This is a genomic window from Achromobacter ruhlandii (genome assembly GCF_002082135.1).
Taxonomy (GTDB): domain Bacteria; phylum Pseudomonadota; class Gammaproteobacteria; order Burkholderiales; family Burkholderiaceae_B; genus Achromobacter; species Achromobacter ruhlandii.
The window spans coordinates 4,655,119-4,681,327 of the sequence record NZ_CP017433.1 but is presented as its reverse complement, the minus strand read 5'-3'; the positions used below and the strand labels follow the sequence as shown (position 1 = coordinate 4,681,327).

Here is a 26,209-nt window from a genome sequence, read left to right as displayed (position 1 = left end):
TTAGCGGCCCCTGGCGGCCCCCGGCCAGGCACGTCACGCCCGGACCGCCCCGCGGTAGCCGGGCGACATCCATGACCGCCGCGCGCCCCTGTTGCACAGCGCGGACGCTTGCCTGGCCGGCGCCGCCGCGGGCGCATAAACCGAATACATTACCGAACACATTGTGCAACAAGCTCCCGCGCCGCGCCGGTGACGGGAGAACATCAGGCAAGGGAGACGAGATGGATACGGCAGGCAAGGTGGGCGGCGGTGTGCGCGAGCGCGTCAGCGCCACGGAATGGCAGGTGCGCAAAGACCTGGCGGCGTTGTACCGGCTGGTGGCGCTGTTCGGCTGGGACGACCTGATCTTCACCCACATCACGGCCAAGGTGCCCGGCACCGAGCATTTCCTCATCAACCCCTACGGCATGATGTTCGACGAGATCACGGCCTCCAGCCTGGTCAAGATCGACCTGCAAGGCCGCAAGGTGATGGACTCGGAATACGACATCAATCCGGCCGGCTTCACCATCCACAGCTGTATCCATGCGGCCCGCAAGGACGCCATGTGCGTGCTGCACACGCACTCCATCAACGGCGTGGCGGTGTCGGCGCAGAAGGAAGGCCTGCTGCCGCTGTCGCAGTTCGCGTTCATCGTGCTGCGTTCGCTCGGCTATCACGACTACGAGGGCCTGGCGCTCAATCCCGAAGAGCAGCCGCGGCTGGTGCGCGACCTGGGCAGCAACAACTACCTGATCCTGCGCAACCATGGCCTGTTGACGGTGGGGCAGAGCATGGCCGAAGCGTTCCAGGCCATGCACCGGCTGGAAGCGGCCTGCATGGTGCAGGTGCGGGCGCAGGCCGGCGGCGGAGAACTGACCTTCATCCCGCCCGAGGTGCTGGCTCGCGCCGCGGTGGAATCCCCGGCCGACCGCGCCCACAAGGCCGCGCTGGCCTGGCCGGGGCTGCTGCGCCGGCTGGACCGGCGCAATCCGGGCTACGCCGACTGACGACCCCAGCGGTCCGCCGCGTCCCGCCGGTGCGGCGGGGCGGACGCGGCCAGGGTGGCCAAGGCCCGCGCCTTATTTCTTCCCGGGCTGCGGTTCCAGGAACTCGGCGCAGTCCGGCACTGGCGTGGCCGGCTGGTAGACCGAGCCGTCTGCCTTCCACTTGTAGGTCACCGTGTAGCTGCACTGCTTGTCGGCCTGCGGTTGCAGTTGCGCGGCCGTCGGCGCGGGCCGCTTGCTCGAATCGGCGTAGCGGCTGGCGTCGGCCGGGCTGCGCGTGGCCTGGGTGGTGACCTGCAGGTCCGGGTACGGCTGCTGGCTGGGCAGGGCCTTCACCGTGGCGTCATAGCGGTAATAGTCCATGCAGTTGCCTTCGCGGCGTTTCTCGTCCGCCTCGTTGGCGCAGGCGCGGATGCCGGCCTTGGCGCTGTACGGCAGCAATTGCACCAGATTCGACGACTTGTCTCCAAGGTCGACCGCGAACAGGTACAGGTCGCGGCGCGAGAAGCTGCCGCCGGGGAACTGGATTTCCTCCTTGTAGTCGGGCTCGTTGGGACCGATCACGCCCACCAGGGCGCGTTCCTCGCTCAGCCGGATCAGGTGCGGCCAGACCGTGAAGCGCGAGAAGTTCGGGATGTCGGGCAGGTCCCAGATGCGGTACTCGGCGCGCAGCGTGCGGCTGGTGGCGAACGGGCCGTTTTCCTCGAAGCTGCCATCGACCTTGATGCCGACGCACCAGTCGGCCTGTTCGTTGCAGTACAGCTTGTTGCGCGGATCGAGCTTCAGTGCCTCGACATCGGGCTGGGCGGCGGTGGCCAGGGTGGGCAGGGCAGCGCAGAGCAGCAGGGCTAGGGCTTTGTTCATCGGGGTTCCTGGTGAGACGACGGACGGATGCCGGCGCATTGTGGCCCGAAATCCCCGGCGGGACGTCTCCAATTGTGTAAAACGCTGCAAAAAACATCGGCGCGGTTGAGCGCGGCGGTGCGAGGCTGAGGCGGGCGTGCCGGGCATGTCTTATCATCGGAGCGGAAATCAAGGCGGCGTTGACTCGCCCCTGAACGTATATCGGAGACTCATATGGATATCGGATTCATCGGCCTGGGCGTCATGGGCACGCCGATGGCGCTCAACCTGGCCCGCGCCGGCACGCCGCTGGTGGTCTGGAGCCGTTCCCCCGGCGGCTACGACGCGTTGCGCGCCGCGGGCGCGCGCGTGGCCGACAGTGCCGGCCAGGTCTACGTGCAATGCCGCACCGTCATCTTGATGCTCGCCAACGACGCGGCCATCGACACGGTGCTGGCGCGCGGCACGGACGACTTCGCCGCGCGCGTGCGCGACCACGTGATCGTCAATATGGGCACCACCTCGGCCGACTTTTCGCGCCAGCTGGGCGCCGACATCGAGGCGGCCGGCGGGCGCTACGTCGAGGCGCCGGTGTCGGGCTCGCGCAAGCCGGCCGAAGCCGGGCAACTGGTGGTGATGCTGGCCGGCCATGACGATGACGTCGCGGCCGTGCGCGAACTGGTGCGGCCGCTGTGCCGCGACAGTTTCGTCTGTGGCGCGGTGCCGTCCGCGCTGGTCATGAAGCTGTCGGTCAATCTGTTCCTGATCACCATGGTCACGGGCCTGACCGAGTCGGTGCATTTCGCCGAGCGTCACGGCATCGACCTGGCCCTGTTCGCCGAGGTGCTGAACGCCGGACCGATGGCCAGCGACGTGTCGCGCGTCAAGCTGGGCAAGCTGGTGACGCAGGACTTCTCCGTACAGGCGGCGATCACCGACGTGCTCAAGAACAGCCGCCTGGTGGCCGAGGCCGCGCGCGGCGCCGGCATCGCTTCGCCGCTGCTGGACGCCAGCCATGCGCTGTACGGCGAGACCGAGGCCCAGGGCCTGGGCGCGTCCGACATGGTGGCGGTGATCCGCGCCATCGAACGGCGCACCGACGCCGGCTGACGGCCGCCAACCCTTCTTCTTTTTTCCGTAGCATCCATGATTACCCTGAGAACCTCCACCCCCGCCGACGGCGAACGCGTCGTCGACATCTGGCGCCGCGCCGTCGATGCCACCCACGACTTCCTGTCGCCGCAGGACCGCCATGACATCGAGGCCGAGGTGGTGGGCTTCCTGCCCGCCGCCACGCTCGATCTGGCCGTGGATGCGAACGACCGCGCGCTGGCGTTCATGCTGCTCGACGGCAGCCACATGGAAGCGCTGTTCGTCGACCCCGCCGCGCGCGGCACGGGCGTCGGGCGCGCGCTGGTCGAGGACGCGCTGCGGCGCCATCCCGGCCTGAGCACCGACGTCAACGAGCAGAACGCGCAGGCGATCGGCTTCTATGAACGGCTGGGCTTCGAGCGCACCGGGCGTTCCGAGCGTGATGGCCAGGGACGGGCGTATCCGCTGATCCATCTGCGTCATCGCGGCGACGCGCCGGCATGAGCCCGGTCTTCAAGTCCGAGCGCCACGCCGAGGCCGTGCGCCAGGCCTATGCCGCCGCGCTGGCCCATTGGCCGGCCGATGTGCGGCGAGTGATGGTGCCGACGCCGGCCGGCGACACCCATGTGCTGGTGTGCGGCCGCGAGGACGCACCGCCCCTGGTGCTGCTGCATGGCGCGCAGAGCACGGCGGCCAGCTGGCAGCGGCAGGCCGCGGCCTGGGCGCCGCATTTCCGCATTTACGCGATCGACCTGATCGGCGAGGCCGGCCCGAGCGCGCCGGCGCGGCTGCCGCTGGCGAGCGATGCGCACGCGGCCTGGCTGGAGGCCGTGCTCGACGGCCTGGGCGTGGCGCGCGCGGCGTGCTTCGGCATTTCGCTGGGCGCGTGGCTGGCGCTGGACTTCGCCGTGCGGCGGCCGGCGCGGGTCGAGCGGCTGGCGCTGTTGTGCCCGTCCGGCATCGGCCGCCAGAAGAACATCCTGCCGTGGGTTCTGCCGTTGTTGCTGCTGGGGCCCGCGGGTCGCGCGCTGGTGCGTCGCCGCATCATCGGGCCGCTGCCGGCCGATCCGGCGCCCGCCGACCGCGCCCAGTTCGCGTTGATGCACGCCATCGACCGCGGCTTCCGCTCGCGCTTCGGCGCCATTCCGGTTTTCAGCGACGAGGCGCTGCGCCAGCTGGCGCAGCCGCTGTTCGTGGCGGTGGGCGGGCGCGATGTGATGCTCGATTCGCAAGAGACCTGCAGACGGTTGCGCCGCCTGGCGCCGCGCGCGCAGGTGACGCTGTTGCCGCGCGAACGCCATTTCATCCGCGGGCAGAACGACGCGGTGCTGGCGTTCCTGCGGGCGGCCTAGGGTCTGTTCACAGGCGCCTCGCATACGCCGGCAATCGGGCGCCAGGCCGGTGCGGTCGCGCGGCAATGGGAGCGCGATTGCGGCGTCAGCGTGGCGCGCCCGAGGTCTCCGGTTGCAGCGCTGGCGGCTCGAAGGCCCGCATCGCGGGCGCCTCACCGTGCCAGCGTTCCACCTGCACCAGCGCCGACAGCGCGCTCGGGCCCTGCGCCAGCCGCGACGTGCCCACGTCCACCGTCAGCACGTTGGGGTTGCCATGACGCTCCAGCGCGTCGTCCTGCGGATCGAACCAGGCGCCGGTCGGCATCACCACCACGCCGCGCAGCAGGTCGGCGCTGAGTTGCGCGCCGCCGAGGCAGGCGCCGCGATCATTGAAAAGGCGCACCACATCCCCCTGCGCGATACCGCGTTCGGCGGCATCGTCGGGATGCAGCAGCACCGCCTCGCGCCCGGCGACCTTGTTGGCGCGGGTGGCCGGCGCCGGGTCGAGCTGCGAGTGCAGCCGGTCGGCGGGCTGGCAGGTGACCAGGTGCAGCGGCCAGCGCGCGGCGCGCTCGGCGCCCAGCCATTCCACCGGCGGCAGCCAGGCCGGATGCGGCGGACAGTCGTCGTAGCCGAATTCGGCGATGGCCGCGCTGTGCAGTTCGAGCCGGCCGGAGCGGGTCTTGAGCGGATGCGCGGCGGGGTCTTCACGGAACTGCTCGAACAGCACGAAGTCGCGCGCCGGCGGCGGCAGCGCGACGTGGCCGCGTTCCCAGAATTCGTCGAAGGCCGGCAGCGTCAGTTGCGCCGCTTCCCAGGCCGGCCGCATCTGTTCGTAGATGTGGCGGATCCAGGTCATTTCGTCGCGGCCTTCGGTGAAGGCGTGCTCGAAGCCGCCGCGCGCGGCCAGTTCGCGGTAGATGTCGAAGTCGTTGCGGCTGTGGCCCACCGGAGCGAGCGCCTGCCGCATCGCCAGCAGGTAACGGTCGCGCGATGAGCCGCCGATGTCGTTGCGTTCCAGCGTGGTGGTGGCGGGCAGCACGATGTCGGCGCGGCGCGCGGTCGGCGTCCACCAGGGCTCGTGCACGATGATGGTCTCGGGCCGCGCCCAGGCCCGCATCAGCCGGTTCAGGTCCTGGTGGTGATGGAACGGATTGCCGCCGGCCCAGTAGACCAGGCGGATGTCCGGATAGGTCCCGGTCCTGCCGTTGAATTCGTACGGCTCGCCCGGCCGCAGCAGCATGTCGGTCAGGCGCGCCACCGGGATCGACGCGCCAGCAGGATTGCGGCCCGCGCGCATCTCCGGCGCCGGCAGGTCGGGGCGCGGATTGCCGGCCCCGTTCATCGAGCCATGGCCGAAGGCGAAGCCGCCGCCGGGCAGGCCGATCTGGCCGAGCAGGGCGGCCAGCGCCACGTTGCCCCAGTAAGGCTGTTCGCCGCGATGGCCGCGCTGCAGCGACCACGAGCACGACAGCAGCGTGCGGGTGCCGGCCGCGTCCCGCGCCAGCGCGCGGATGGTATCGGCCGGCACGCCGCAGATGCACGCGGCCCAGGCAGCGTCCTTGGGCTGGCCGTCGGCGCGGCCCAGCAGGTAGTCGGCGTACTGCTCGAAGCCATTGCAGCAGCGGGCCAGGAAGTCGCGGTCGTGGCGGCCCTCGGCCAGCAGGGTGTGGGCCATGCCCAGCATCATCGCGGCGTCGGTGTTGGGACGGATGGGGATCCATTCGGCCGCCAGCGCCGCCGGCGCGTCGCCGCGCGTGGGGCTGACCACCACGGTGCGCATGCCGGCCTGGCGCGCCCGCGCCAGCCAGCCGGGGGCGCTGTGGTCGCCCGCGCCGCCCGAGGCGATCTGGGTGTTGCGCAGCGGGATGCCGCCGAACGCGATCAGCAGCCGGGTGTGCCCGACCACGCTGTTCCAGTCCGTGATGCGGCCGGTCACGGGGGCATAGGTGCCGATGATGTGCGGCAGCAGGAATTGCGCCGCGCCCCAGCTGTAGTTGCCCGACTGGTCGACGCAGCCGCCGCCGGCATACAGGAAGCGGTGTGTCAGCGTGCGGGCGTGGTGCAGGCGGCCGGCGGAAGACCAGCCATACGAGCCGCCGAAGATGGCGGTCGGCCCATGCCGGGCGCGCACCCGTTGCAATTCGTCGTGCACCAGCGCCAGCGCGGTGTCCCAGTCGACCTCCACGTAACCGTCCACGCCGCGCAGCTCGGGCGCGCCGCGATGCTTGAGCCAGCTGGCGCGCACGGCGGGGCGGGCGATGCGCAGCGGCGAATGCACCATGTCGGGCATCGCATGGATAAGCGGGGACGGGGCCTGGTCATGGACGAACGGCTCGCAGCCCACGACACGGCCGTCGCGCACCAGCGCGGTGTACGCGCCCCAGTGGGACAGGGACGGATAACGGGAGATCGCTTCGGACATGCGGGCGGCGCCGTGAAAAGCGTATTGTCATGGAAATCCTCATAACTTAAACGCATTGCCTTAGAAATTCTTTGTCTTTCGGGCCCCTCGAAAGTGTGGAAAATAGAAAAATTTTCGGGGCCGCTCTTCCTATACTGCAAAAGCAGCAAGGGGAATGGCCAGGTGCGGGCGCCAACCATCGCGCGCCAGCCTGGCCTTATTTGATTGAGCAGTCCATCCGCATGTGGAGCAGGTCATGAGCAAAATGAAAATCCAGGGGTCCTTCGTCGCCATCGTCACGCCGTTCAATCGCGACGGCAGCGTCGATTTCAGCGCCTTCCGCAGTCTGTTGAAGTTTCAGGAAGACAACGGCACCGCCGCCGTGCTGATCATGGGCTCCACGGGTGAGGTCTCGATGCTGTCGCCCGAAGAGCGGCGTCAGGTGATCGTCGAGACGGCCAAGATGAAGACCGGCAAGATGAAGCTGTTCTACGGCTGCACCGGCAACAACACCGACACCACCATCGACTATCTGAAGTTCGCGCACGCCAACGGCGCCGACGGCGCGATCCTGGCCGCGCCCGCCTACATCTGCGCATCCGAGGCCGACACCGAAGCCTATTTCCTTGAAGTGGCCGACGCCACCGACCTGCCCCTGGGCATCTACAACAACCCGCCGCGGGTCAAGAGCGACCTGCACTGGGACCAGCTGCTGCGCATCTTCAAGCACCCCAACTACGTGGTGCACAAGGAATCGACCACCCGCGTCGGCCAGGTGGCGCAGGTGCTGCGCGGCCGTCCCGACGTGTCGGTGATGTGCTGCGACTCGCCCAACCTGGGCCTGGTCGTGCCCACCATGAGCCTGGGCGGCCACGGCACCGCCAACATGACCGGCAACATCGCGCCGGCCGAGATGGCCGACATCTCGCGCCCCTGGGACACGCCGGACGTGTCGGTCAGCTTCCGCGAAGGCTACCTGGGCCTGCTGCCGATGCTGCACTACTCGTACTCGGCCATCAACCCGGTCGCCATCAAGTCGCTGATGAAGGCGGTGGGCCTGCCGGTCGGAGACCTGCGCCGCCCGCTGCGCGGCCTGGAGGGCGACGCGCTGGCCAAGGGCCTGCGCATCGTGCGCGAGCTGGGGCTGGACGCCAAGTACGGCTTCAGCTCCGCCCAGCTCAAGGCGGCCTGATTCCCCTGTTCCGGCGGCAATAGCCGCCGGATGCCTATTGACGATCCACGACATGGCGGCCGCGAGCGTCGCGGCCGGTGGCGTGGTCGGCCCCTGCGCGTCCGGAATGGACGCGCCATCGCCTAGAGAGACCCATCATGTTCCGTTCCCCGTCCCGCCCCGCGCCGCTCAAGCGGCTGCTCAGCGCCGCCCTGCTGGCGGTGGGCGTCGTGTCAGGCGCCGCCGCGCTGGCCGACGACAACTATCCGCAGCGCCCGATCACCCTGGTGGTGCCGCACCCGCCCGGCGGCTCCGTCGACGGCGTGGCGCGCCTGTATGCCGAACAGCTGGGCAAGGAGCTGGGCCAGTCGATCGTGGTGGAAAACCGCGCCGGCGCCTCGGGCATGATCGGGGCGGCCTACGTTGCGCGGGCCGCGCCGGACGGCTACACGCTGTACCTGAACGCGTCCATCCACGCCATCAATCCGCTGCTGTACAAGAAGACCATCAAGTTTGATTCGGTCAAGGATTTCACGCCGATCAGCGAGCTGGCGCAGGGCGCGCTGATCTTCAGCGTCTATCCCAAGGTGCCGGCCGAGAACGTGGGCGACCTGGTCAAGCTGCTCAAGGCCGAACCGCAGAAGTACTCCTTCGCCACTTCCGGCTTCGGCTCGGCCGGGCACCTGGCCGCGGCCTCGTTCCTGCATGACAACGGCCTGGACCAGATCCCCATCGTGCTCTATCGCGGCGGCGGTCCGGCGCTGTCCGATCTGGTCGGCGGCCAGGTGCAGGGCCTGATCGATCCGATGCTGTCGTCGCTGCCGATGGTGCGCGCCGGCAAGCTCAAGGCGCTGGCCGTGACCGGCGCCGCGCGCAGTCCGCTGCTGCCCGATCTTGCCACCATGAAGGAGCAGGGCCAGAAGAACTTCGAGTTCTATTCCTGGTATGGCGTGTGGGGGCCGGCCAAGCTGCCGGAGCCGGTACTGCGCAAGCTGGAGGCGGCCTCGGCCAAGGTGATGGCCAACTCCAGGATCGTCGACCAGCTCAATGGCCTGGGCTTTGAACCGTCGGTCAAGAACTCGGCGGCCTTCGCCAGGTTCATCGACGCCGAGATGAAGCGCTACCAGGTCATCATCGACCAGGCCAACATTCACATTACCGAATGATGCGAACCCATTGACCAGGCCCCCCGCCGCGGGGGGCCGTGGCTTCATGGGGCGGCCACGCGCGGCTTGAGCGTCGCGGCCAGCGCCACCAGCAGCAACAGGCTGGCGGCCACCACATAAGGCATCCAGGGTCGCACGCCATACAGCAGCGTGCATACCAGCGGCGCCACCACCATCGCCATGCCCTGCACCGCGATCACCGAGCCGGCGGCGATGCCTTGCTCGTCGGCGGTCACGGCATTGGCCGCCAAGGTCTGGATCGAGGGGAACACCAGGCCCATGCCGGCCGCCATGACGGCGTAGCACGCCACCAGCCCCGCGGTGCCGCCCAGCGCCGGCACCAGCAGGAAGCCGATGCCCGACAGCAGCGCGCCGCCCGCCAGGCAGCGCGGCGCGTTCATCCGGCGCGCCTTGGCCAGCCCCACCTGCACCAGGATCAGCATGACGCCGACGGTGGTCATGGCCCAGCCCGCCGTCCGCGCGGCCGGGCCGGGCGCCTGGCGCAGCGCGTCCATGGCGTAGAAGCCGACGATCATCTGCGCGGTGATGACCGCGCTCATGGCCAGCAGCATCGCGGCCAGCGGCAGGCGCAGCCGGCGGTCGCTCAGCTTGAGCGGCGGCGTGGCGCGCGGCTCGTGCGCGGCATCGGACGGCAGCTTCGCGGCCAGCCACAGCGTGCCCAGCAGCGGCAGCGCGGCGGCGATGTACAGCGGCAGCGTCAGGCTGTCCTTGACCAGCAGGCCGCCGATGGCCGGCCCCAGCACCATGCCCAGGCCGTTGGCCGCGCCCAGCTTGGCCATCATGGCGCCGCGTTGCTCCGGCGCGGTGATGTCGGCGATGCGAGCCGCGCTGACGGTGGGCATGGCGGCGTAGAAGGCGCCGATCAGGGCGCGCAACGCCATCAGCGCCAGCAGCGCCAGCCAGACCGGCGGCGGCTCGCGCAGCATCAGGTCCAGGCCGATGGCCAGCAGCAGGTAACTGGCGATGTAGCCGGCGGCGGCGCGCAGCAGCACGCCGCGGCGGCCGATGCGGTCGCTGCGGCCGCCCCAGTAGCGCGCCATCAGCATCCACAGCACGCCGGCCACGGTGACCACCAGGCCGCCATGCCATTCGGCCAGCCGCAGGCCGCGCACCACCGGGCCGATCACGGGCATGAAGGCCATGATTGCGGTCAGGCACAAGGTGTTGAAGACGAACAGGGCGGCGGCCTCGTTCGGGCGGCGGGCGGTGTCTGGCAAAGGCGGCATGGAAATTTTGATGCGGATGAAAATTGTTATCATCCTGGCCAGGCGGCGGCCGCGCTAGCGAATCCGCGCCGGAAATTGCGGAATTGGAACAAAATGGCCTCTCAGCCCCGTCCTGCCCCGGACCGCCGCGCGCCCCTTACCGCGCAGGACCTGCTGCGCCTGCTGCCGCCGGATTGGCTCAGGATCCGCACCCAGCACGAGCTGCCGGGCGGCATCTCGATCGGCTGCCTCGACGGCCGACCCGAGTCCGACTGGGCCGCCAGCGGCGCCGCCGAATCCAGCGTCGGCGTGGCGATCGTGCTGGAAGGGCAGTTCGGGGTGGGCTTCGAGGGCGGCGCGGCCCTGCGCATCCAGCCGGGCAGCGTGATCCTGCACGGCACGGCCGAGCCGGTGCCGGGATGGGACGAATTCAAGGGCCGCCACAATATCCGCGCCGTCGACATCCGTTTTTTCAGCGACACCGTGCGCGCCCTGTGGCGGCGCACCTTGCGGCAGGTGCCGCCCGCCGCGTTCGCGGCCGACGGCAGCGTGCCGGCGCGTGACGCGCAGTTGGCGACGCTGCCGCTGTGGCCGGGACTGGCGCGCGTGGCCGGCGAGATCCTGGCCTGGAACCAGGACCGTGGCGAGATCGCCGCGCTGTATCTGCAAGGCAAGGCCCAGGAGGCCCTGGCCCTGACCCTGGCGCACCTGGCCGGCCGCGCCGCTGCCGACTTGCCGCCGCCGGCCGACCGCAAGCGGCTGGCCGAGGCCCACCGCCGCATCCAGCACGAATACGCCGATTGCCGCGGCGTGCGGCAGCTGGCGCACGCCGTGGGCCTGAGCGAAAAGCGGCTGCAGGCCGGCTTCATGTCGCTCTACGGGCAATCAGTGCACGGCTGCCTGCTGCAAGCGCGGATGGAGGCGGCCGCCGGCCTGTTGCGGCGCGGCTGCTCGGTCACCGAAACCGCCTACAGCATCGGCTTTTCCAGCCTCAGCCATTTCATCAAGGCCTTCAAGGCGCATCGCGGCGCCACCCCCAAGGCCTGGCTGCGCGGCGCCGCGCGATAGCCGCGCCCGGTGGGGGGTAGCGGCAATACCGGTATCGCGGCTGGCCTTGCTGCGCGCGGCGAGGCTGGCAACAATCGCGCTTTCATCATTCACGCCCGAACGCCACAAGGCCCGCTGCCATGACATCGCCCACATCCCCGGAACCCGCCGACGCGGCCGCGCCCGCCGAGAACATCCACTGGCGGCGCAACCTGGCCGTCTGTTTCGCCGGTTCGTTCAGCACCATCGTGGCAATGACGCTGCTGCTGCCGTTCCTGCCGCTGTATGTGGAAGAGCTGGGCGTGCAGGGCCATGCCGCCATCGTGCAGTGGTCCGGCGTGGCCTATGGCGCCACCTTCTTCGCCGCGGCGCTGGTGGCGCCGCTGTGGGGCCGGCTGGGCGACCGCTACGGGCGCAAGCTGATGCTGGTGCGCGCTTCGTTCGGCATGGCGATCTGCATGTCGCTGACCGGCATGGTGCAGAACGTGTGGCAGCTGGTGCTGCTGCGCTTGCTGGTGGGCCTGGCCGGCGGCTATGCCTCGGGCTCGACCATCCTGGTGGCGATGCAGGCGCCCAAGGCGCGTTCGGGTTGGGCGCTGGGCGTGCTGTCGGCCGGCATCATGGCGGGCAACCTGGTGGGCCCGCTGATCGGGGGCGGGCTGCCGCCGCTGATCGGCATCCGCGCCACCTTCCTGCTGGCCGGCGGCGTGATCTTCCTGGCCTTCCTGGCCACCGTGTTCCTGATCAAGGAGATGCCGCGTCCGGCCAAGCCCGCCCGATCGGATGGCAAGCGGCGCGGCGGCTGGGCGCAGATTCCCGACAAGCGGCCGGTGGCCGCGATGCTGGCGACCGGCATGCTGCTGATGTTCGCCACCATGTCGATCGAACCGATCATCACGGTCTACGTGGGTCAGCTGGTGGACGACCCGGCCCGTGTCACCCTGGTGTCGGGCGTGGTGATGTCGGCGGCGGCGCTGGGCGCCATCCTGTCGGCGTCGCGATTGGGCCGGATGGCCGACCGGGTCGGCCACTGGACGGTGATCATCGGCGCGCTGGCGGTGGCCGCGCTGCTGCTGGTGCCGCAGGCCTTCGTCACCGCCGGCTGGCAACTGGTGGCGCTGCGCTTCCTGATGGGACTGGCGCTGGGCGGGCTGCTGCCATGCGTGACCAGCGTGATTCGCCACAATGTGCCCGACGGCGTGGGCGGCAACGTGCTGGGCATGTCGATCTCGGCGCAGTATGCCGGCCAGGTGGCCGGGCCGCTGCTGGGCGGCTTCATCGGCGGCCATTTCGGCATGCCGGCGGTATTCCTGGGTACCGCGGTGCTGCTGGCGCTGGGGGCGCTGGCCAACGGCGTGCTGCGGGCGCGCCACCAGCGCGCGCTGGCCGAGGCCTAGTGCGCGGCCGTCACGCCGATGGCGCGACGGCGCGGGCCGCGCATGGCCGCCTCAGAAGCCGGCCGAGCGCGCATCCATGACGTGGTCGATCAAGCCCCATTCGACCGCTTCCTCGGCGCTCATGTAGCGGTCACGGTCCAGGCTGCGCTCGACGTCCTCGTAGCTGCGGCCGCAGTGTTCGGCGTACAGGCGGATGATGCGTTGCTTGGTGCGCTGCATTTCCTCGGCATGGATCAGCATGTCCGAGGCCTGCCCCTGGAAGCCGCCCAGCGGCTGGTGCACGTGCAGGCTGGCGTTGGCCAGCGCGGCGCGCTTGCCGGGTTCGCCCGCCATCAGCAGGAACGAGCCCATCGAACGCGCCGTGCCCATGCACAGCGTATGCACCGGCGACTTGATGAACTGCATGGTGTCGTACATGGCCAGGCCGCTGGTGATGACGCCGCCGGGCGAATTGATGTACAGGTGGATCGGCTTGCCGGGGTTCTCGGCTTCAAGGAACAGCAGCTGCGCGCACACCAGGGCCGACACGGCGTCGTTGACCTCGCCGCTCAGGAAGATGATGCGTTCGCGCAGCAGCCGCGAATAGATGTCGAAAGAACGTTCGCCGCGGCCGGACTGTTCCACCACCATCGGGACGAGCTGCATCGTTTCGCTCATGGGCGAACTCCTGTCTTGCGTGAAAGAGGGGCCGGGGGTCAGGCGGCGAGCTTGAAGCCGGACCAGGAATCGTTGGACGCCCGCGGCAGCGGTTGTGTCAGCCGCGCGTCATCGGGCGTGTGGACGATGGTCAGGCGGGTGCCGCCGTCGGCGTTGGGGCTGAGCTGGAACGTGACCACGCTTTCCAGGCAGGGCGGCAGCGTCTCGCGCATGCGGTAGCGGATTTCGACGCCCGGGGTGGCGGCCAGCGGCTCGGGGTCGGCCAGCGCGCCGTCCGGCAGCCATTGCTCGCGCAGGGCGGGAACGCTGATCGCGCGCCAGACTTTCTCGGGCGGCGCATCCAGGTCGTAATCGAGCACCAGCGCGGTGTCCTGCGGGGCGGGGGCCGTCGGGGTCATTGGTCCATGTCCTTGAGCAGTGTCTTCAGGGCGTCGACGCGCGCCGGCCACCAGGCGCGGTACTTGGACAGCCAGCCGGCGAGCAGCGCCAGCCCGTCCGGGTCGACCTGATAGTTGACGAAGCGTCCCTGGCGTTCCTCGCGCACCAGCCGCGCCTGGCGCAGCACCGCCAGGTGCTGCGAAACCGCCGGCTGGCTGATGTCCAGGCCTTCGCGCAGCGCGCTGGCGTTCATGGCGCCCGCCGCCAGCTTGTCGAACAGCGCGCGACGGGTGGGATCGGCCAGGGCCTTGAAGATGTCGTTTTCGATCATGGCAACACATTAGCAAACGCTTATGTGTTGCGCAAGCCCTGACCGGCCGGGGCTTGCGCGCGCCGCCGCCCCTCTCAGTGGATGGTGCGGGACCCCTTGCGGGCGCGCTTGACCTCGTACATGCGGGCGTCGGCCAGGCGCACCGCTTCCTCGGCCGTCAGGCCGCGCGGGTCCAGCGCCACCACGCCGACGCTGGCGCCCTCATACGCCAGGGCCGCCTCGCCGAGCTGGAAGCGGCCCACGGTGGCGGCGGTGGCGCGGTCCTCCAGCGACCGGGCGGCCTCTTCGGCGTCGCCGCGTTCGGCCTCGTGCCCCGGCGCCGCGTCGCCGCGCGCCAGCGCGGGGCCGGGCCCGATCAGCACGAACTCGTCCCCGCCCAGCCGGCCCACCATGTCGGAAGCGCGCAGCGCCATCGCCAGGCGCCGCGCGATTTCCCGCAGGAAGACATCGCCCTGCTGATGGCCATGGGTATCGTTGATGCCCTTGAAGCCGTCCAGGTCGACCATGCCCACCAGCACGCTGCCGCCTTCGCGCAGGGCGCGGCCGCGCAGGCGGTCCAGTTCCTCGTACAAGGCGCGGCGATTGGGCAGGCCGGTCAGCGGATCGGTCAGGGCGAAGGCCATCAACTTGGCGTTGGCATCGCGCAACTGCGCGACAAGTTGTTCGCGTTCGATGAAGTTGGCGATCACGTTGGAGAACAGCCGCAGGATCGATTCGGCCTGGGGCGCGATCGCGCGCTGGCTGGCGCTGGCGCCGCACAGGGTGCCCAGCAACAGGCCGTCGTCGGTGCGGATCGGCGCGCTGACGTAGGTCTGGATGCCGAGCTGGCGGGCCGCGTCGGAGTCGGGCCAGCAGGCGCCGACGTCGCTGGTGGCCATGCGGCCCTCCGCCAGGGCGCGCTTGCACAGGGTGTCCGCCCACGGCACCGACAGGCCTTCGGCGATTTGCAGCGTGCCGGCATTGCGCGCGTAACGCACGTGCTGCAGGTCGGCGTCCAGGTCGATCGACGTGAGGTAGGTGGACTCCAGGCCGGTCACGGCCCCGAGCATGTCCAGGAGGGGGCGCGTCAACTGTTCGACCGATTTGGCGGCCTGCAGCGACGCCGAAAGTTCGGCGAGTATCGGGTCCAACGAAAGCTCCCTGCGTATCACTGTGGCGATGCCGCTCCCGCGCGTCCAGGCGCGTCGTCGCATGCCCGGGCCGCGGTCCGGCCCAACCCCGATTATGCCTTGCCAGAATGGCGGCAACGCCTGTCTTGCGCGGGCGCGTGTCCGGGCCGGTTGCCGGGCCTAAAGTCCCTAGCGGCATTGCCGTAAGCCTGGGTGGCGCGGAGCTTATCGCGTACCTGGATACCCGTGCCCTCCGGCCCGGGCAGTTGCAGTAAGAAGACAAGCATGAAAATCACCTCGTTGCGCAACAGGATCCTGTTGATCACCTGTTTCACCGTCATCGGCGCCCTGGCGCTTTCGGGCATCGCGATCTATCACATCGTGCGCGACAACATGATGGCCACCATCTCCGCGGACCTGGACGCCATCGCCGCCGGCAACGCCAGCGCCATCGACCGCTGGTCGGCGGACAAGGCCCAGGCCGTGTCCGCCACTGCCGCCGTGGTCGAGAAGGGCGACCCGCGCGGCCTGACCCGGCTCATGGGCGAGACCAACGGCTTTCCCATCACCAGCATCGGCTGGAGCGACAAGAGTTATTTCTCGACCGCGCAGACGCCGCCCGACTACGACCCCACGGCGCGCCCCTGGTACAAGAGCGCCGTGGCCGCCGGCAAGCTGACCGTCACCAAGCCCTATGGCGACTCGGGCACCGGCAAGCCCTACGTGGCGTTCACCGCGCCGATCGTGCGCAACGGCCAGACCACCGGCGCCATCAGCGGCGCGGTGGCGCTGGACGGCATCAAGGACGTCATCAAGGCCATCCGCCCCACGCCCGCCAGCACCGCGTTCGTGCTGGCCAGCGACGGCCAGGTGATCTCGCACGTCGATGACAAGCTGGCGCTCAAACCCTCGACCGACGTGGCCGCCGGCCTCACGCCGGCCGCGCTGGCCGAAATGGCGCGCGACGGCGCCGCGCCGATGGCGCTGAGCCTGGGCGGCGTTCCCAAGCTGCTCAAGGCCCGCCGCATCCCCGGCACCGACTGGTTCCTGGTGATCGCGCTGGACGAGGTCGAGGCCACCGCCGGCCTGTCGCAGGTGTTCAACGCCACGCTGGTCTCGCTGGTGGTGCTGACGCTGGTGGCGGTGCTGCTGGCCAGCGTGGTGACCTCGCGCGCCTTCAAGCGTCTGTCGGCGGTGCGCGACGCGATGGACACCATCGGCTCCGGCAACGGCGACATGACGCACCGGCTGGCGGTGGTGGGCCATGACGAAGTGGCGCAGATCTCGTCGTCGTTCAATGCGTTTGTCGACAAGATCAGCCACGTGATGCTGGATGTGCGCAGCGGCGTGCATTCCATGACCTCGGCCACGCGCGAGATCGAGATGGGCAACCGCGACCTGTCGCAGCGCACCGAAGTGTCGGCCGGCTCGTTGCAGGAAACGTCGTCGGCGCTGACCGAGCTGACCTCCAGCGTGCGCCAGACCGAAGAGGCCGCCGAGCACGCCACCCGCCTGGCGACCGAGGCCAGTCTGGCGGCCGAGCGCGGCGGCCAGGTGGTGACCGATGCCGTCACTACCATGGGCGCCATCGCGCAATCGTCCGAGCGCATCACCGAGATCATCAGTGTGATCGACGGTATTGCCTTCCAGACCAACATCCTGGCGCTGAACGCGGCGGTGGAAGCCGCGCGCGCCGGCGAGCAGGGCCGCGGCTTTGCCGTGGTGGCGGGCGAGGTGCGCACGCTGGCGCAGCGCAGCGCCGCCTCGGCGCAGGAAATCCGCGCGCTGATCCAGGCCTCGGTGCAGAACGTCAAGAGCGGCACCGAGCGGGTGCAGGCCGCCGGCTCGACCATGAACGAGATCGTCGAAGGCGTGTCGCGCGTTCAGAAACTTGTCAGCGAGATCCACGGCGCCATGGCCGAGCAGAGCGTGGGCATCAGTCAGATCGACCGCAGCGTGTCCGAGATGGACCAGGCCACGCAGCAGAACGCGGCGCTGGTGGAGCAGTCGGCCGCGGCCTCGGCCATGCTGAGCGACCAGGCCGGCGCGCTGGCCGGCACCGTGGCCCTGTTCAAACTGCGGGAGGACTCGCAAGCCGCCGCGCCCCGAATGGCCGCGCTGCCCGCCTGAGCAGGCCCTGCGCTTTCCGGCGGCGCCTGCCGCCGGATGCCGCCGCGCCACGCCGCGTATGTCGCGGCGCCTGCCGGCCGCCATGCCGACGCCCGCCTCGTGCCGCGTCGGTTTTTTTTCGCCCTTCGCGCCGTGCCGAGATTGGCGATAACCCGGGGTGTTGCCGCCGGCCGCTTTCAGTCTGACATCAATTCAGGAAACAGTCAGCTGAAAACCGCGAGCACTACGGGAAAGCGATAAGTGTTTGACGCGTTTTGCCCCAAAAAGCGAAAGCGGATTGGAAGTGTCGCTCTCTACTATCTGCCGACCCGTCCGCAGCACCGAAATTTTCAGCGGCAAGACAGGCGGGAAAGCCAGGCCGATTGCAAGGATCGGCTGGAGAAAAACAAGCGAGAAAGCGCATTGCCTGGGAGGGCGCGTCGTATGTACTTAAGCAATAGAAACTTCGTTGCGGGGCTCTTCATGATCGCCTTCGCCCTGTTGTTCGGGCTGGCGGCATTGAAGTATCAATTGGGGACTTTCAGCCGGTCGGGGCCTGGCCTGTTCCCGCTCATGGTCAGCTCGCTGCTGGGCGTGATCGGGGTGATCTCGGTGGTGCGTTCGCGCTTCGTGCCGCCCGTGCCGCTGAGCTACAGCATCAAGAACATCGCCATCATCATGCTGAGCCTGTGCGGCTTCGCGGTGGTGTCCGGCCTGATCAACATGATCGTCGGCATCGTCTTCCTGGTGTTCTGCTCCACCTTGGCGGGCACCTCGTATTCGCTGGTGCGCAACGTCAAGATCTCGCTGGGCCTGATCGCGGTGGCGTTCGCCTTCCGCAACCTGCTCGGCCTGAACCTGCCGCTGTTCTGAGGGGAGAGACGCCATGATGGAGATGTTCAACAACCTCGCGTTCGGTTTCGAGCACGCGCTGACGCTGCAGAACCTGATGTACTGCGCCATCGGCTGCGTGGTCGGCACGCTGGTCGGCCTGCTGCCGGGCCTGGGCCCGCTGTCGACCATCAGCCTGCTGCTGCCGCTGACCTATTCCATTCCCACCGGCGGCGCGTTGATCATGCTGGCCGGCATCTACTACGGCGCGCAGTACGGCGATAGCGTCAGCGCGATCACGATGAAGATCCCGCATGCGAGCAGTATCGTCGCCTGCATCGACGGGTATCAGATGAACCTGAAGGGCAAGACCGGCCTGGCCTTGTTCACCGCGGGCGTGTCGAGCTTCATCGGCGGCACCGTGGCGATCGTGGTGCTGTCGACGATGGCGCCGGCGCTGGGCGAAGTCGGTCTGCTGTTTGGCCCGGCCGACTACTGCGCGTTGATGCTGCTGGGCTTTTTCTGCGTCAGCTTCGTCAGCAGCGGCAGCCTGCTCAATGGCCTGGCGATGGCCATGATCGGCATCCTGCTGGGCGTGATCGGCACCGACGTCAACAGCGGCGTGGCGCGCTACACCATGGACCTGGCCTTCCTGCAGGACGGCGTGGGCCTGATCAGCATCGCGCTGGGCTGCTTCGGCATTGCCGAGATCGTCAAGAACCTGGACAACCGCAACACGCTGACGCCGTTCAACGGCAAGATCAAGCTGATCCCGACGTGGCCCGAGTTCAAGCGCATCCTGCCCAGCGCGCTACGCGGCAGCGTGGTCGGTTCGGTGCTGGGCATCCTGCCTGGCGGCGGCCCGACCATCGCGCAGTTCGCCGCCTACGCGGCCGACAAGCGCTTCAGCAAGTACCGCCACGAGATCGGCAGCGGCGCCATCGAGGGCGTCGCGGGCCAGGCGGCGGCCGACGAAGCGGCCGCGCGCACCAGCTTCATCCCGCTGATGGCCATCGGCATCCCCGAGAATGCCGTCATGGCGCTGATGCTGGCCGCGTTCATCGTCAAGGGCATCCAGCCCGGCCCCAACATGATCGGCACCCACCCGGACCTGTTCTGGGGCCTGGTGGCCAGCATGTGGGTGGGCAACTGCTTCCTGCTGATCCTGAACGTGCCGCTGGTGCGCTACTGGCTGTCGGTGTTCAAGATTCCGTACACGGTGCTGTTCCCGGCGATCCTGTTCTTCTGCTGCATCGGCACGTTCAGCATCAACAACAACCTGGACGACATCTACATCACGGCGATCTTCGGCCTGATCGGCTACCTGTTCCTGCGCCTGGGCATGGAAGCCGCGCCGCTGATGCTGGGCTTCATCCTCGGCCCGATGCTGGAAGAGAACTTCCGCCGCGCCATGCTGCTCAGCCGCGGCGAGTTCTGCATCTTCCTGACGCGGCCCATCAGCGGCACGCTGCTGGCGCTGATCGGCGCGGCCGTGGTGTGGCAACTGGTGTCGTTCCTGCGCAAGGCGCGCAAGGCGCCCGCGCTGGAACAGGCGCCGGCCGAGCCCTGAGGCGGCGGGGTTGCGGGCCTGCGCGGCGTTGCTTCTCGCGCGAGCAGGCCCTAGCCCCTGCCGGTGACGCGGGCGGCGGCCTCGGCCGATTGTTGGACGGCCCGGTCGCCGCGAGCGCGCAGATCCACTTCATAGTCTTGCAAGGCCTGCCCCAGCGGCAGGCCTTTGCACACCTGCGCCAGCCGCGTCGCCAGCGATTGCGCATCGGCCAGGGCGGTGTTGGCGCCCAGGCCGCCCGCCGGGCTCATCGCATGTACCGCATCGCCCAGGAAGGTCAGGCCGGCTTGCGTCCATCGCGGCAGGGGCGGCGCCTGGTAGACGGTCTTGAGCGCGATGCCGCGCGGATCGCCGGCGGCCGCCATGGCGGCCAGCGCGGGATGCACCGGCGCCAGCAGGCGCTGCGCGGCCTGCTGCCAGCGCGCGCCCGTCGCGGTGTCGTCCCGCTGGCTCGCGCTGATCGCGGCGTCGTCCGCGCCCAGCACCGCGCGGCGCTCGCCGATGATGGCCCAGTACTGGTAGCCGGGCACGGCCGTCAGCGTGCAAGCCGGCGCGAGGCGCCGCGCCAGCGCCGGTAGCGCCGCCAGTTTCATGGCGTCCAGCACCAGCGCGTAGCCGGCGCCGAACACCACGCCGGCGCCGTCGCGCAGGGCCGGCGGCAGGCCACCGGACGCGAGGCTGCCGGCCGGCGCCATGCCGAAGATCGTCACCGTGCCGCTGTCCTCGGGCACGGCTAGCGGCAGGTGCTGGCGCCGCAGCGCCGAGTGCACGCCGTCGGCGGCCACCACCAGCGTGCCGGGCCGCGCGCGGATGTCCTCCAGGCGCGGGCCGCTGTCATCCATGCCCGCGCAGCCGTGGCCGAAATGCACGCGCCCTTCCAGGCCGGCCAGCAGGATCTCGCGCAGCGTCTGCCGGTGCGCCGAGCGGTCGGGCGGGGTGTCGGCGTCGTCCAGGCGCCAGGTGGCCGAGGCGCGTTGCGGCAGCGGCCGCAGTTGCGCGTCGAGCATCGCGCCGGGGTGGTCGTGGGTCGAGCAGCTTTGCTGGAACAGGGCGTACAGGTCCGGCGGCAGGCAGTGCGCCAGCGCCGCCTGGCCGGTGGCGTCGATGCGCAGGCGGTAGCCCTGCACCCGGCTGTCGGTGCGCGCGTCGCGCTCGTAGACGTCGAAGTCGATGCCGGCGCGCGCCAGCCCCTGCGCCAGGCACAGGCCGCCCAGGCCGGCGCCGATGATGGAAACGTGGAGATTCTGCATAATGTCCTCGAAGCAAGCCGGCGTTGCCGGCACCCCCACAGCTTGCGCGCAAGCGCGCCCGCGCCGGTAATGCCGGCGCGCCAACAAATGATGCGAACCCGCCAGACCGCTGCCCCCGCGCCCGACTACAGCGAATTGCTCGACGGCCCGGCCGTGTGCGTGTTCCATGGCGCCGACGCGCCCGGCAGCGAGTTCCGCCTGGGCTCGCGCGAATACGATTGGCATGCCCATGCCCGCGGGCAGTTGTTCGGGGTGGACAGCGGCGCGATGCGGGTGCGCACCGAGGCCGGCTCGTGGCTGCTGCCGCCGCAGCGCGCGGGCTGGATCCCGCCAGGGCTGCGGCATCGGGTCAGCGTGGCCGGGGCGGCCAGCGGCTGGGTGGCGCTGGTGCATCCGCAGGCCGCCGCGGCGTTGCCGGCGGCGCCCTGCGTGCTGGGGGTGGACGGGGTGTTGCGCGCCATGGTCCTGCGCGCGGCCGATTGGCCGGACAAGTTGGCGCTGGACCCGGCGCGCGCGCGCTTCGCGGCCGTGCTGCTCGACGAAATCGAGGCGGCGCCGCGCGAGCGGCTGCACCTGCCGTGGCCGCGCGACCGCCGGCTGGCCCGATTGGCGCAAGTCCTGGCGGAAAACCCGGCTGACAATCGGCCGCTGGAAGCACTGGCCGCGCAGGCCGGGCTGGCGCCGCGCACCGCGCAGCGACTGTTCCGCGAGGAAACGGGATTGGGCTTCGCGCAGTGGCGCCAGCAACTGCGCCTGATCCATGCGCTGGAGCGCTTGAGCGCGGGCCAGCCGGTGGCGCAGGTAGCCGACGCGCTGGGCTATGCCACGCCCGGCAATTTCATCGCCATGTTCAAGCGCGCCTTCGGCATGACGCCGGGGCGGTACCTGCGGACGCCGCAGGGTGACTTGCCCGATGCGGATTGAACCGCGTTCGCGCTACGCCGCCGACGCGTCCGGGTCGAATCGGTAGGCCAGCACTTCATCGCCAGCCGCGTCGATCTCGCCCGTGGGGGTCCAGCCCAGGTGCCGGTAGAAGCCGTGGGACCGCACTCGGGGATCGGCCGCGCAACTCAGGAACAGGCGCTCATGGCCGAGCCCGCGCAGCGTCCGCATGACCTTGCCCAGCAGTTCGCGGCCGATGCCGCGGCCCTCGTAGGCCGGCAGCAGGGCCAGCACCAGGATCTCGCCGCTGTCGCGATCGCCGAAGCAGTAGCCGGCCAGCTCGCCGTCCGCCAGCGCCACCACGCCGGGCAGCGAGCCGTCGCGGATGCCGCCGCTCCAGCTTTCACGGGTGATGCCGAGTGCGCGCAGGTCTTCGGCGGAGAAGGCGTTCTCGCGGGTGCGGCCGCGCAGGTCGATGCAGGCGGCGGCGTCGTCGGGATGGGCTGGGCGGTAGTGCAGGTTCATGTCGGGCGTCGTCAGGCGGAAGGGGGCGCGTCCGGCGGGTCGCGGATGCGCGCCGAGCACGGCAAGCGCGCGGGGATCAGCCGCCGAGCGCCGCCAGATTCAGCGTGTGGCTGTGGCCGATCCACACCGCGCAGTCGCGGTGGTCGCGCAGCGACTCGCCGGTGTTCGGATGCAGGAACACGTCCAGCGCGCCATGGTTGAGCGTCAGCCAGGTGAGCACGCGCGGCAACGCGGCTGGCGCGAAGGCCAGCTGGTAGCTCCATTGCGGGTGCGGGCCGACCGTGCGCTCGTGGAAGCGGCCCATCTGGATGCTGTCGCCGAAGGCGTCCAGCGCCAGTTCGCGCAGCGCCCAGGCCGCGTCGCGGCTGTCGGCGTTGAAATAGACGTGAGCGTGCCAGCTGTCGACGATGGCGGGGTCCAGGATCATGAGGGTCAACCTCCGGCGCGCTTGGCGCGATGGCCGAGTTTGTCGAGCGCGGCCAGGATGCGGTCGCAGTGATCGCCCTGCACCTCGATGACGCCGTCCTTGACGGTGCCGCCCGAGCCGCAGGCGGTGCGCAGCTGTTTGCCCAGCGCCGCCAGCGCGTTGTCGTCCAGCGGCAGGCCCTTGACCACGGTCACGGCTTTGCCGCCGCGGCCCTTGGTTTCGCGCGAGACGCGCACGCCGCCGGGCGCCGGCACGGGCCGGGCCGCCGCCTTGCACTGGCAGTCGGCGAGCGGGCGGCGGCATTGCGGGCACATCCGGCCGCCGTCGGTGGAGTAGACGAGTCCGCCTGGGGAGCTGCTTTTCATGGGTGATGCGTGAGATTGCGGTTCAGGCAGCCATTATGCCGGAGCCGCCGCCGCGAGCCCGGCGCGGGCGGCGCTCACTCGTCGAAGCCGCGCGGCCCCAGCGATTCGACCAGGTAGTCGATGAAGGACTTGATGCGCGAGGAGATCGCGGTGTTGCGGTAGTACACCGCGTTGACCGGCTGGCGCACGTCCAGCGTCTGGCGCGGGAACAGCTGGCGCAAGGCGCCGGACTGGCGGTCGGCGCGCGTCATGAAGTCCGACAGGCAGACGATGCCGGCGTCGTTCAGCGCCAGTTGCCGCAGCGTTTCGCCGCTGAACGAGCGGATCGACGGTTGGATGTGCAGCGGTTGGCCGTCGGCGTCCTCCAGCGGCCATTCGTTCAGCGATTCCAGTTGCGAGAAGCCGAGCAGGGTGTGCTCGCGCAGATCGGCCACCCGCTTGGGGGCGCCGTGCGCCGCCAGGTAGCCGGGGCTGGCCAGCACGCGCACGCGGCTGCGGCCGATCGGCACCGCGTGCAGCGAAGAATCCTTAAGGCTGCCGATGCGCAGCGCCAGGTCGGTGCGGCGTTCCAGCAGGTCGATGTTGCCCTCGTTGCTGTTCAGTTCCAGCTCGACTTTGGGATAGCGCTTGCGATAGCCCGGCACCAGCGGAACGATGACGTGCAGCATGAAGGGCGAGGCGGCGTCGACCCGCAGCCGCCCGGCCGGCTGGTTGCGGCGCGCGCGCATCTGTTCCTCGGTCTCTTCGACCGCGGCGATGATCTTGCGGGCCTGCTCCAGGTAGGCGCTGCCTTCCTCGGTCAGTTCCAGCCGCCGGGTGGTGCGGCGCATCAGCGTGGTCTGCAGCTTTTCCTCCAGTCGCGTCATGGTGCGGCTGGTGGCGGAAATGGTCTGCTGCAGCGCATCGGCGGCGGCGGTGATGGAGCCGCAGTCCACGATGGCGATGAAGACCTGCATTTCGTCGAGGGTCGTTTTCATATTTGACGTTATATCAAAAGTCTTTCGCCGATACAGGGCTTATTCCGCAAGGATCGCGCGGGCACACTGGGTGCATTCCAACACCTACCCCGGAGTTTTACATGAGCATCCCGTCTTTTGGCGTCGGCACCTTCCGCCTGCAGGGCCAGGTCGTCATCGATTCCGTGCGCAACGCGCTGGACGTCGGCTACCGCGCCGTCGACACCGCCCAGATCTATGAAAACGAAGCCGAGGTCGGCCAGGCCATCGAGGCCAGCGGCGTCGCCCGCGCCGACCTGTTCCTGACCACCAAGATCTGGGTGCCGAACTATGGCCGCGCCAAGCTGGTGCCCAGCCTGAAGGACAGCCTGGCCAAGCTGCGCACCGACTACGTCGACCTGACCCTGATCCACTGGCCCGCGCCCGGCAACGGCGTCGCCATCGCCGAGATGATGGCCGGGCTGATGGACGCCCGCGAACAGGGCCTGACGCGCCAGATCGGCATTTCCAACTTCCCCATCGCCGAGACCCGCGAGGCCATCGCCGCCGTCGGCAAGGAAGCGATCGCCACCAACCAGATCGAGCTCAGCCCGTATCTGCAGAACGCGGCGCTGGTGGACTTCCTGAATCAGCAGGGCATCCACGTCACGTCGTACATGACGCTGGCCTACGGCAAGGTGCTCAAGGACCCGGTGATCGGCCAGATCGCGCAGCGCCACAACGCCACGCCGGCGCAGGTGGCGCTGGCCTGGGCGCTGCAGCGCGGCTTCGCCGTGATCCCGTCGTCCACCAGGCGCGAGAACCTGGCGAGCAACCTGCTGGCCCGCGACCTGCGCCTGACCGACGCCGACATGGCGCGGATCGCCGCGCTGGAACGCAACGGCCGCGAAGTGAGCCCGGAAGGCCTGGCCGCCGCCTGGGACTGAGGCGCGCCGCCGTCGGCTGACGGAGGCGGCGTCCACGGGCTGGGCCAACCGCGCCGCTTCGTCAGCAAAACGCCAACCGAGTTGCGGTAAGGTAATCGTTCCCTTCAGAGATTCCGCACGGAGCAGAACTTGAAATACCGCAAACTCGGCCGTACCGACCTGGACGTCAGCCTCATCGGCCTGGGCACCATGACCTGGGGCGAGCAGAACACCGAGGCCGAGGCCCACCAGCAGCTCGACTACGCGCTGGAGCGCGGCGTCAACCTGGTCGACGTGGCCGAAATGTACCCGGTGCCGCCCAAGCCGGAAACCCAGGGCCTGACCGAAACCTACATCGGCACCTGGCTGGCGCGCAGCAAGCGCCGCCAGGACATCGTGCTGGCCAGCAAGGTGGCCGGCCCGGTGCGCGATCCCAAGCGTCCCGGCCACATCCGCGATGGCAAGACCTTCCTGGACCGCAAGAACCTGACCGAAGCGCTGGACGCCAGCCTCAAGCGTTTGCAGACGGACTACCTGGACCTGTACCAGCTGCACTGGCCCGACCGCACCACCGCCACCTTCGGCCAGCTGTCGTATCCGTGGGTCAAGGACGACCACACCGTGCCGATCGAGGAAACCCTGTCGGTGCTGCAGGACTTCGTGCGCGCCGGCAAGGTGCGCCATGTGGGCGTCTCCAACGAAACGCCGTGGGGCGTGTCGCAGTTCCTGAAGGCCTCCGACAATCTCGGCCTGCCGCGCATCGCCTCGATCCAGAATGCCTACAGCCTGCTCAACCGCGTCTACGAGATCGGCCTGTCCGAATTCAGCCACCACGAAGGCGTGGGCCTGCTGGCCTATTCGCCGCTGGCCATGGGCATGCTCTGCGGCAAGTACCTGGACGGCGCCCGTCCCGCCAATGCGCGCCTGACGCTGTATACGCGCTTCACGCGCTACAGCAATCCGCAGGCCGAGGCCGCCACCCGCGCGTACGTCGAACTGGCGCGCCAGCACGGCGTCTCGCCGACGCACCTGGCGCTGGCCTGGGTCAACCAGCGCCCCTTCGTCACCAGCAACCTGATCGGCGCCACCAACCTCCAGCAATTGAAGGAGAACATCGACAGCGTCGACGTCGAACTGTCGTCCGAGCTGCTGCAGGCCATCGACCAGATCCACGTGCGTCATCCCAACCCGGCGCCCTGATCCCCGCCCGCCGCGCCTGCGCGCAGGCGCGGCCCGGGCCGCCCAACCGGACGG

General features: G+C 69.6%; 26 protein-coding genes. 14 read left to right on the top strand and 12 right to left on the bottom strand.

Annotated elements, in window-relative coordinates; translation table 11 throughout:
- The first annotated feature begins 221 nt into the window (after positions 1–221).
- A complete protein-coding gene (locus tag AruCF_RS21210; protein ID WP_049075941.1) occupies positions 222–989 on the top strand; it encodes a class II aldolase/adducin family protein in 768 nt (255 codons plus the stop codon).
- Between the two features lie 72 nt (positions 990–1,061).
- Here the strand turns inward: AruCF_RS21210 and AruCF_RS21205 are convergent, their stop codons facing one another.
- A complete protein-coding gene (locus AruCF_RS21205) occupies positions 1,062–1,850 on the bottom strand; it encodes a hypothetical protein (protein WP_049075939.1) in 789 nt (262 codons plus the stop codon).
- A gap of 213 nt (positions 1,851–2,063) precedes the next feature.
- Here AruCF_RS21205 and AruCF_RS21200 point away from each other — a divergent pair, with 213 nt between their 5' ends.
- From AruCF_RS21200 to AruCF_RS21190, 3 genes are read left to right on the top strand one after another with little or no spacing between them, the layout of a single operon-like run.
- A complete protein-coding gene (locus tag AruCF_RS21200; protein ID WP_049075938.1) occupies positions 2,064–2,939 on the top strand; it encodes an NAD(P)-dependent oxidoreductase in 876 nt (291 codons plus the stop codon).
- Between the two features lie 36 nt (positions 2,940–2,975).
- Positions 2,976–3,425 (top strand): acetyltransferase, encoded by a 450-nt coding sequence (locus AruCF_RS21195; RefSeq protein WP_049075936.1) that lies wholly within the window; start codon positions 2,976–2,978, stop codon positions 3,423–3,425.
- Positions 3,422–4,273, top strand: a complete 852-nt coding sequence (locus AruCF_RS21190) for an alpha/beta fold hydrolase (RefSeq protein WP_049075934.1) — start codon at positions 3,422–3,424, stop codon at positions 4,271–4,273. The genes AruCF_RS21195 and AruCF_RS21190 overlap by 4 nt, the downstream gene beginning before the upstream one ends.
- A gap of 85 nt (positions 4,274–4,358) precedes the next feature.
- Here the strand turns inward: AruCF_RS21190 and AruCF_RS21185 are convergent, their stop codons facing one another.
- On the bottom strand, positions 4,359–6,677 hold the full coding sequence (locus AruCF_RS21185; RefSeq protein ID WP_049075933.1) for a molybdopterin-dependent oxidoreductase: 2,319 nt from the start codon (positions 6,675–6,677) through the stop codon (positions 4,359–4,361).
- A gap of 235 nt (positions 6,678–6,912) precedes the next feature.
- Between AruCF_RS21185 and AruCF_RS21180 the strand changes: the two genes are divergently transcribed.
- Positions 6,913–7,848, top strand: coding sequence for a 4-hydroxy-tetrahydrodipicolinate synthase family protein (locus tag AruCF_RS21180; RefSeq protein WP_049075932.1), 936 nt, complete (start codon positions 6,913–6,915; stop codon positions 7,846–7,848).
- 137 nt (positions 7,849–7,985) lie between these two features.
- Positions 7,986–8,993, top strand: coding sequence for a Bug family tripartite tricarboxylate transporter substrate binding protein (locus AruCF_RS21175; protein ID WP_049075931.1), 1,008 nt, complete (start codon positions 7,986–7,988; stop codon positions 8,991–8,993).
- A 44-nt stretch (positions 8,994–9,037) separates the two neighbouring features.
- Here AruCF_RS21175 and AruCF_RS21170 read toward each other — a convergent pair whose 3' ends face one another.
- Positions 9,038–10,240 (bottom strand): MFS transporter, encoded by a 1,203-nt coding sequence (locus AruCF_RS21170; protein WP_049075930.1) that lies wholly within the window; start codon positions 10,238–10,240, stop codon positions 9,038–9,040.
- A 93-nt stretch (positions 10,241–10,333) separates the two neighbouring features.
- Between AruCF_RS21170 and AruCF_RS21165 the strand changes: the two genes are divergently transcribed.
- Both AruCF_RS21165 and AruCF_RS21160 read left to right on the top strand, forming a co-directional pair.
- Positions 10,334–11,287 (top strand): helix-turn-helix transcriptional regulator, encoded by a 954-nt coding sequence (locus tag AruCF_RS21165; RefSeq protein WP_049075929.1) that lies wholly within the window; start codon positions 10,334–10,336, stop codon positions 11,285–11,287.
- A 119-nt stretch (positions 11,288–11,406) separates the two neighbouring features.
- Complete coding sequence (locus tag AruCF_RS21160; RefSeq protein ID WP_063569943.1) at positions 11,407–12,663, top strand: MFS transporter; 1,257 nt, start codon at positions 11,407–11,409, stop codon at positions 12,661–12,663.
- A 51-nt stretch (positions 12,664–12,714) separates the two neighbouring features.
- Here the strand turns inward: AruCF_RS21160 and AruCF_RS21155 are convergent, their stop codons facing one another.
- From AruCF_RS21155 to AruCF_RS21140, 4 genes are all read right to left on the bottom strand, one after another.
- Positions 12,715–13,320, bottom strand: a complete 606-nt coding sequence (locus tag AruCF_RS21155) for an ATP-dependent Clp protease proteolytic subunit (RefSeq protein ID WP_049075926.1) — start codon at positions 13,318–13,320, stop codon at positions 12,715–12,717.
- Positions 13,321–13,358: 38 nt separating this feature from the next.
- Positions 13,359–13,718, bottom strand: a complete 360-nt coding sequence (locus tag AruCF_RS21150; protein ID WP_049075925.1) for an SRPBCC family protein — start codon at positions 13,716–13,718, stop codon at positions 13,359–13,361.
- Positions 13,715–14,029, bottom strand: coding sequence for an ArsR/SmtB family transcription factor (locus AruCF_RS21145; protein WP_049075922.1), 315 nt, complete (start codon positions 14,027–14,029; stop codon positions 13,715–13,717). Before AruCF_RS21145 ends, AruCF_RS21150 begins: the two co-directional genes overlap by 4 nt.
- Before the next feature lie 74 nt (positions 14,030–14,103).
- Positions 14,104–15,159, bottom strand: coding sequence for a GGDEF domain-containing protein (locus AruCF_RS21140; RefSeq protein WP_235432690.1), 1,056 nt, complete (start codon positions 15,157–15,159; stop codon positions 14,104–14,106).
- 264 nt (positions 15,160–15,423) lie between these two features.
- Here AruCF_RS21140 and AruCF_RS21135 point away from each other — a divergent pair, with 264 nt between their 5' ends.
- The 3 genes from AruCF_RS21135 (at position 15,424) to AruCF_RS21125 (ending at position 19,648) form a co-directional block, all read left to right on the top strand.
- The gene (locus tag AruCF_RS21135) at positions 15,424–17,268 is read left to right on the top strand and encodes a methyl-accepting chemotaxis protein (RefSeq protein WP_049075919.1); all 1,845 of its coding nucleotides are present in this window, start codon (positions 15,424–15,426) and stop codon (positions 17,266–17,268) included.
- A 462-nt stretch (positions 17,269–17,730) separates the two neighbouring features.
- Positions 17,731–18,120, top strand: a complete 390-nt coding sequence (locus AruCF_RS21130) for a tripartite tricarboxylate transporter TctB family protein (RefSeq protein ID WP_231891665.1) — start codon at positions 17,731–17,733, stop codon at positions 18,118–18,120.
- 16 nt (positions 18,121–18,136) lie between these two features.
- On the top strand, positions 18,137–19,648 hold the full coding sequence (locus tag AruCF_RS21125) for a tripartite tricarboxylate transporter permease (RefSeq protein WP_049078073.1): 1,512 nt from the start codon (positions 18,137–18,139) through the stop codon (positions 19,646–19,648).
- A gap of 50 nt (positions 19,649–19,698) precedes the next feature.
- Here AruCF_RS21125 and AruCF_RS29705 read toward each other — a convergent pair whose 3' ends face one another.
- Positions 19,699–20,895: an FAD-dependent oxidoreductase gene (locus tag AruCF_RS29705; RefSeq protein ID WP_049075916.1), complete on the bottom strand. Its 1,197-nt coding sequence runs from the start codon at positions 20,893–20,895 to the stop codon at positions 19,699–19,701.
- A 90-nt stretch (positions 20,896–20,985) separates the two neighbouring features.
- Here AruCF_RS29705 and AruCF_RS21115 point away from each other — a divergent pair, with 90 nt between their 5' ends.
- Positions 20,986–21,819, top strand: coding sequence for an AraC family transcriptional regulator (locus AruCF_RS21115; protein ID WP_049078071.1), 834 nt, complete (start codon positions 20,986–20,988; stop codon positions 21,817–21,819).
- Between the two features lie 12 nt (positions 21,820–21,831).
- Here AruCF_RS21115 and AruCF_RS21110 read toward each other — a convergent pair whose 3' ends face one another.
- From AruCF_RS21110 to AruCF_RS21095, 4 genes are all read right to left on the bottom strand, one after another.
- Entirely contained in the window at positions 21,832–22,302 is a 471-nt protein-coding gene (locus AruCF_RS21110; RefSeq protein WP_049075914.1) for a GNAT family N-acetyltransferase, read from the bottom strand.
- 76 nt (positions 22,303–22,378) lie between these two features.
- Positions 22,379–22,729: a DOPA 4,5-dioxygenase family protein gene (locus tag AruCF_RS21105; protein WP_049075912.1), complete on the bottom strand. Its 351-nt coding sequence runs from the start codon at positions 22,727–22,729 to the stop codon at positions 22,379–22,381.
- Positions 22,730–22,734: 5 nt separating this feature from the next.
- Complete coding sequence (locus tag AruCF_RS21100; RefSeq protein ID WP_049075911.1) at positions 22,735–23,094, bottom strand: translation initiation factor Sui1; 360 nt, start codon at positions 23,092–23,094, stop codon at positions 22,735–22,737.
- 74 nt (positions 23,095–23,168) lie between these two features.
- A complete protein-coding gene (locus AruCF_RS21095) occupies positions 23,169–24,071 on the bottom strand; it encodes a LysR family transcriptional regulator (RefSeq protein WP_049075909.1) in 903 nt (300 codons plus the stop codon).
- Between the two features lie 101 nt (positions 24,072–24,172).
- Between AruCF_RS21095 and dkgB the strand changes: the two genes are divergently transcribed.
- Together dkgB and AruCF_RS21085 are read left to right on the top strand one after the other, a co-directional pair.
- The gene (gene dkgB / locus AruCF_RS21090) at positions 24,173–24,976 is read left to right on the top strand and encodes a 2,5-didehydrogluconate reductase DkgB (RefSeq protein WP_049075907.1); all 804 of its coding nucleotides are present in this window, start codon (positions 24,173–24,175) and stop codon (positions 24,974–24,976) included.
- A 129-nt stretch (positions 24,977–25,105) separates the two neighbouring features.
- On the top strand, positions 25,106–26,155 hold the full coding sequence (locus AruCF_RS21085; RefSeq protein ID WP_049075905.1) for an NADP(H)-dependent aldo-keto reductase: 1,050 nt from the start codon (positions 25,106–25,108) through the stop codon (positions 26,153–26,155).
- Positions 26,156–26,209 lie beyond the last annotated feature (54 nt).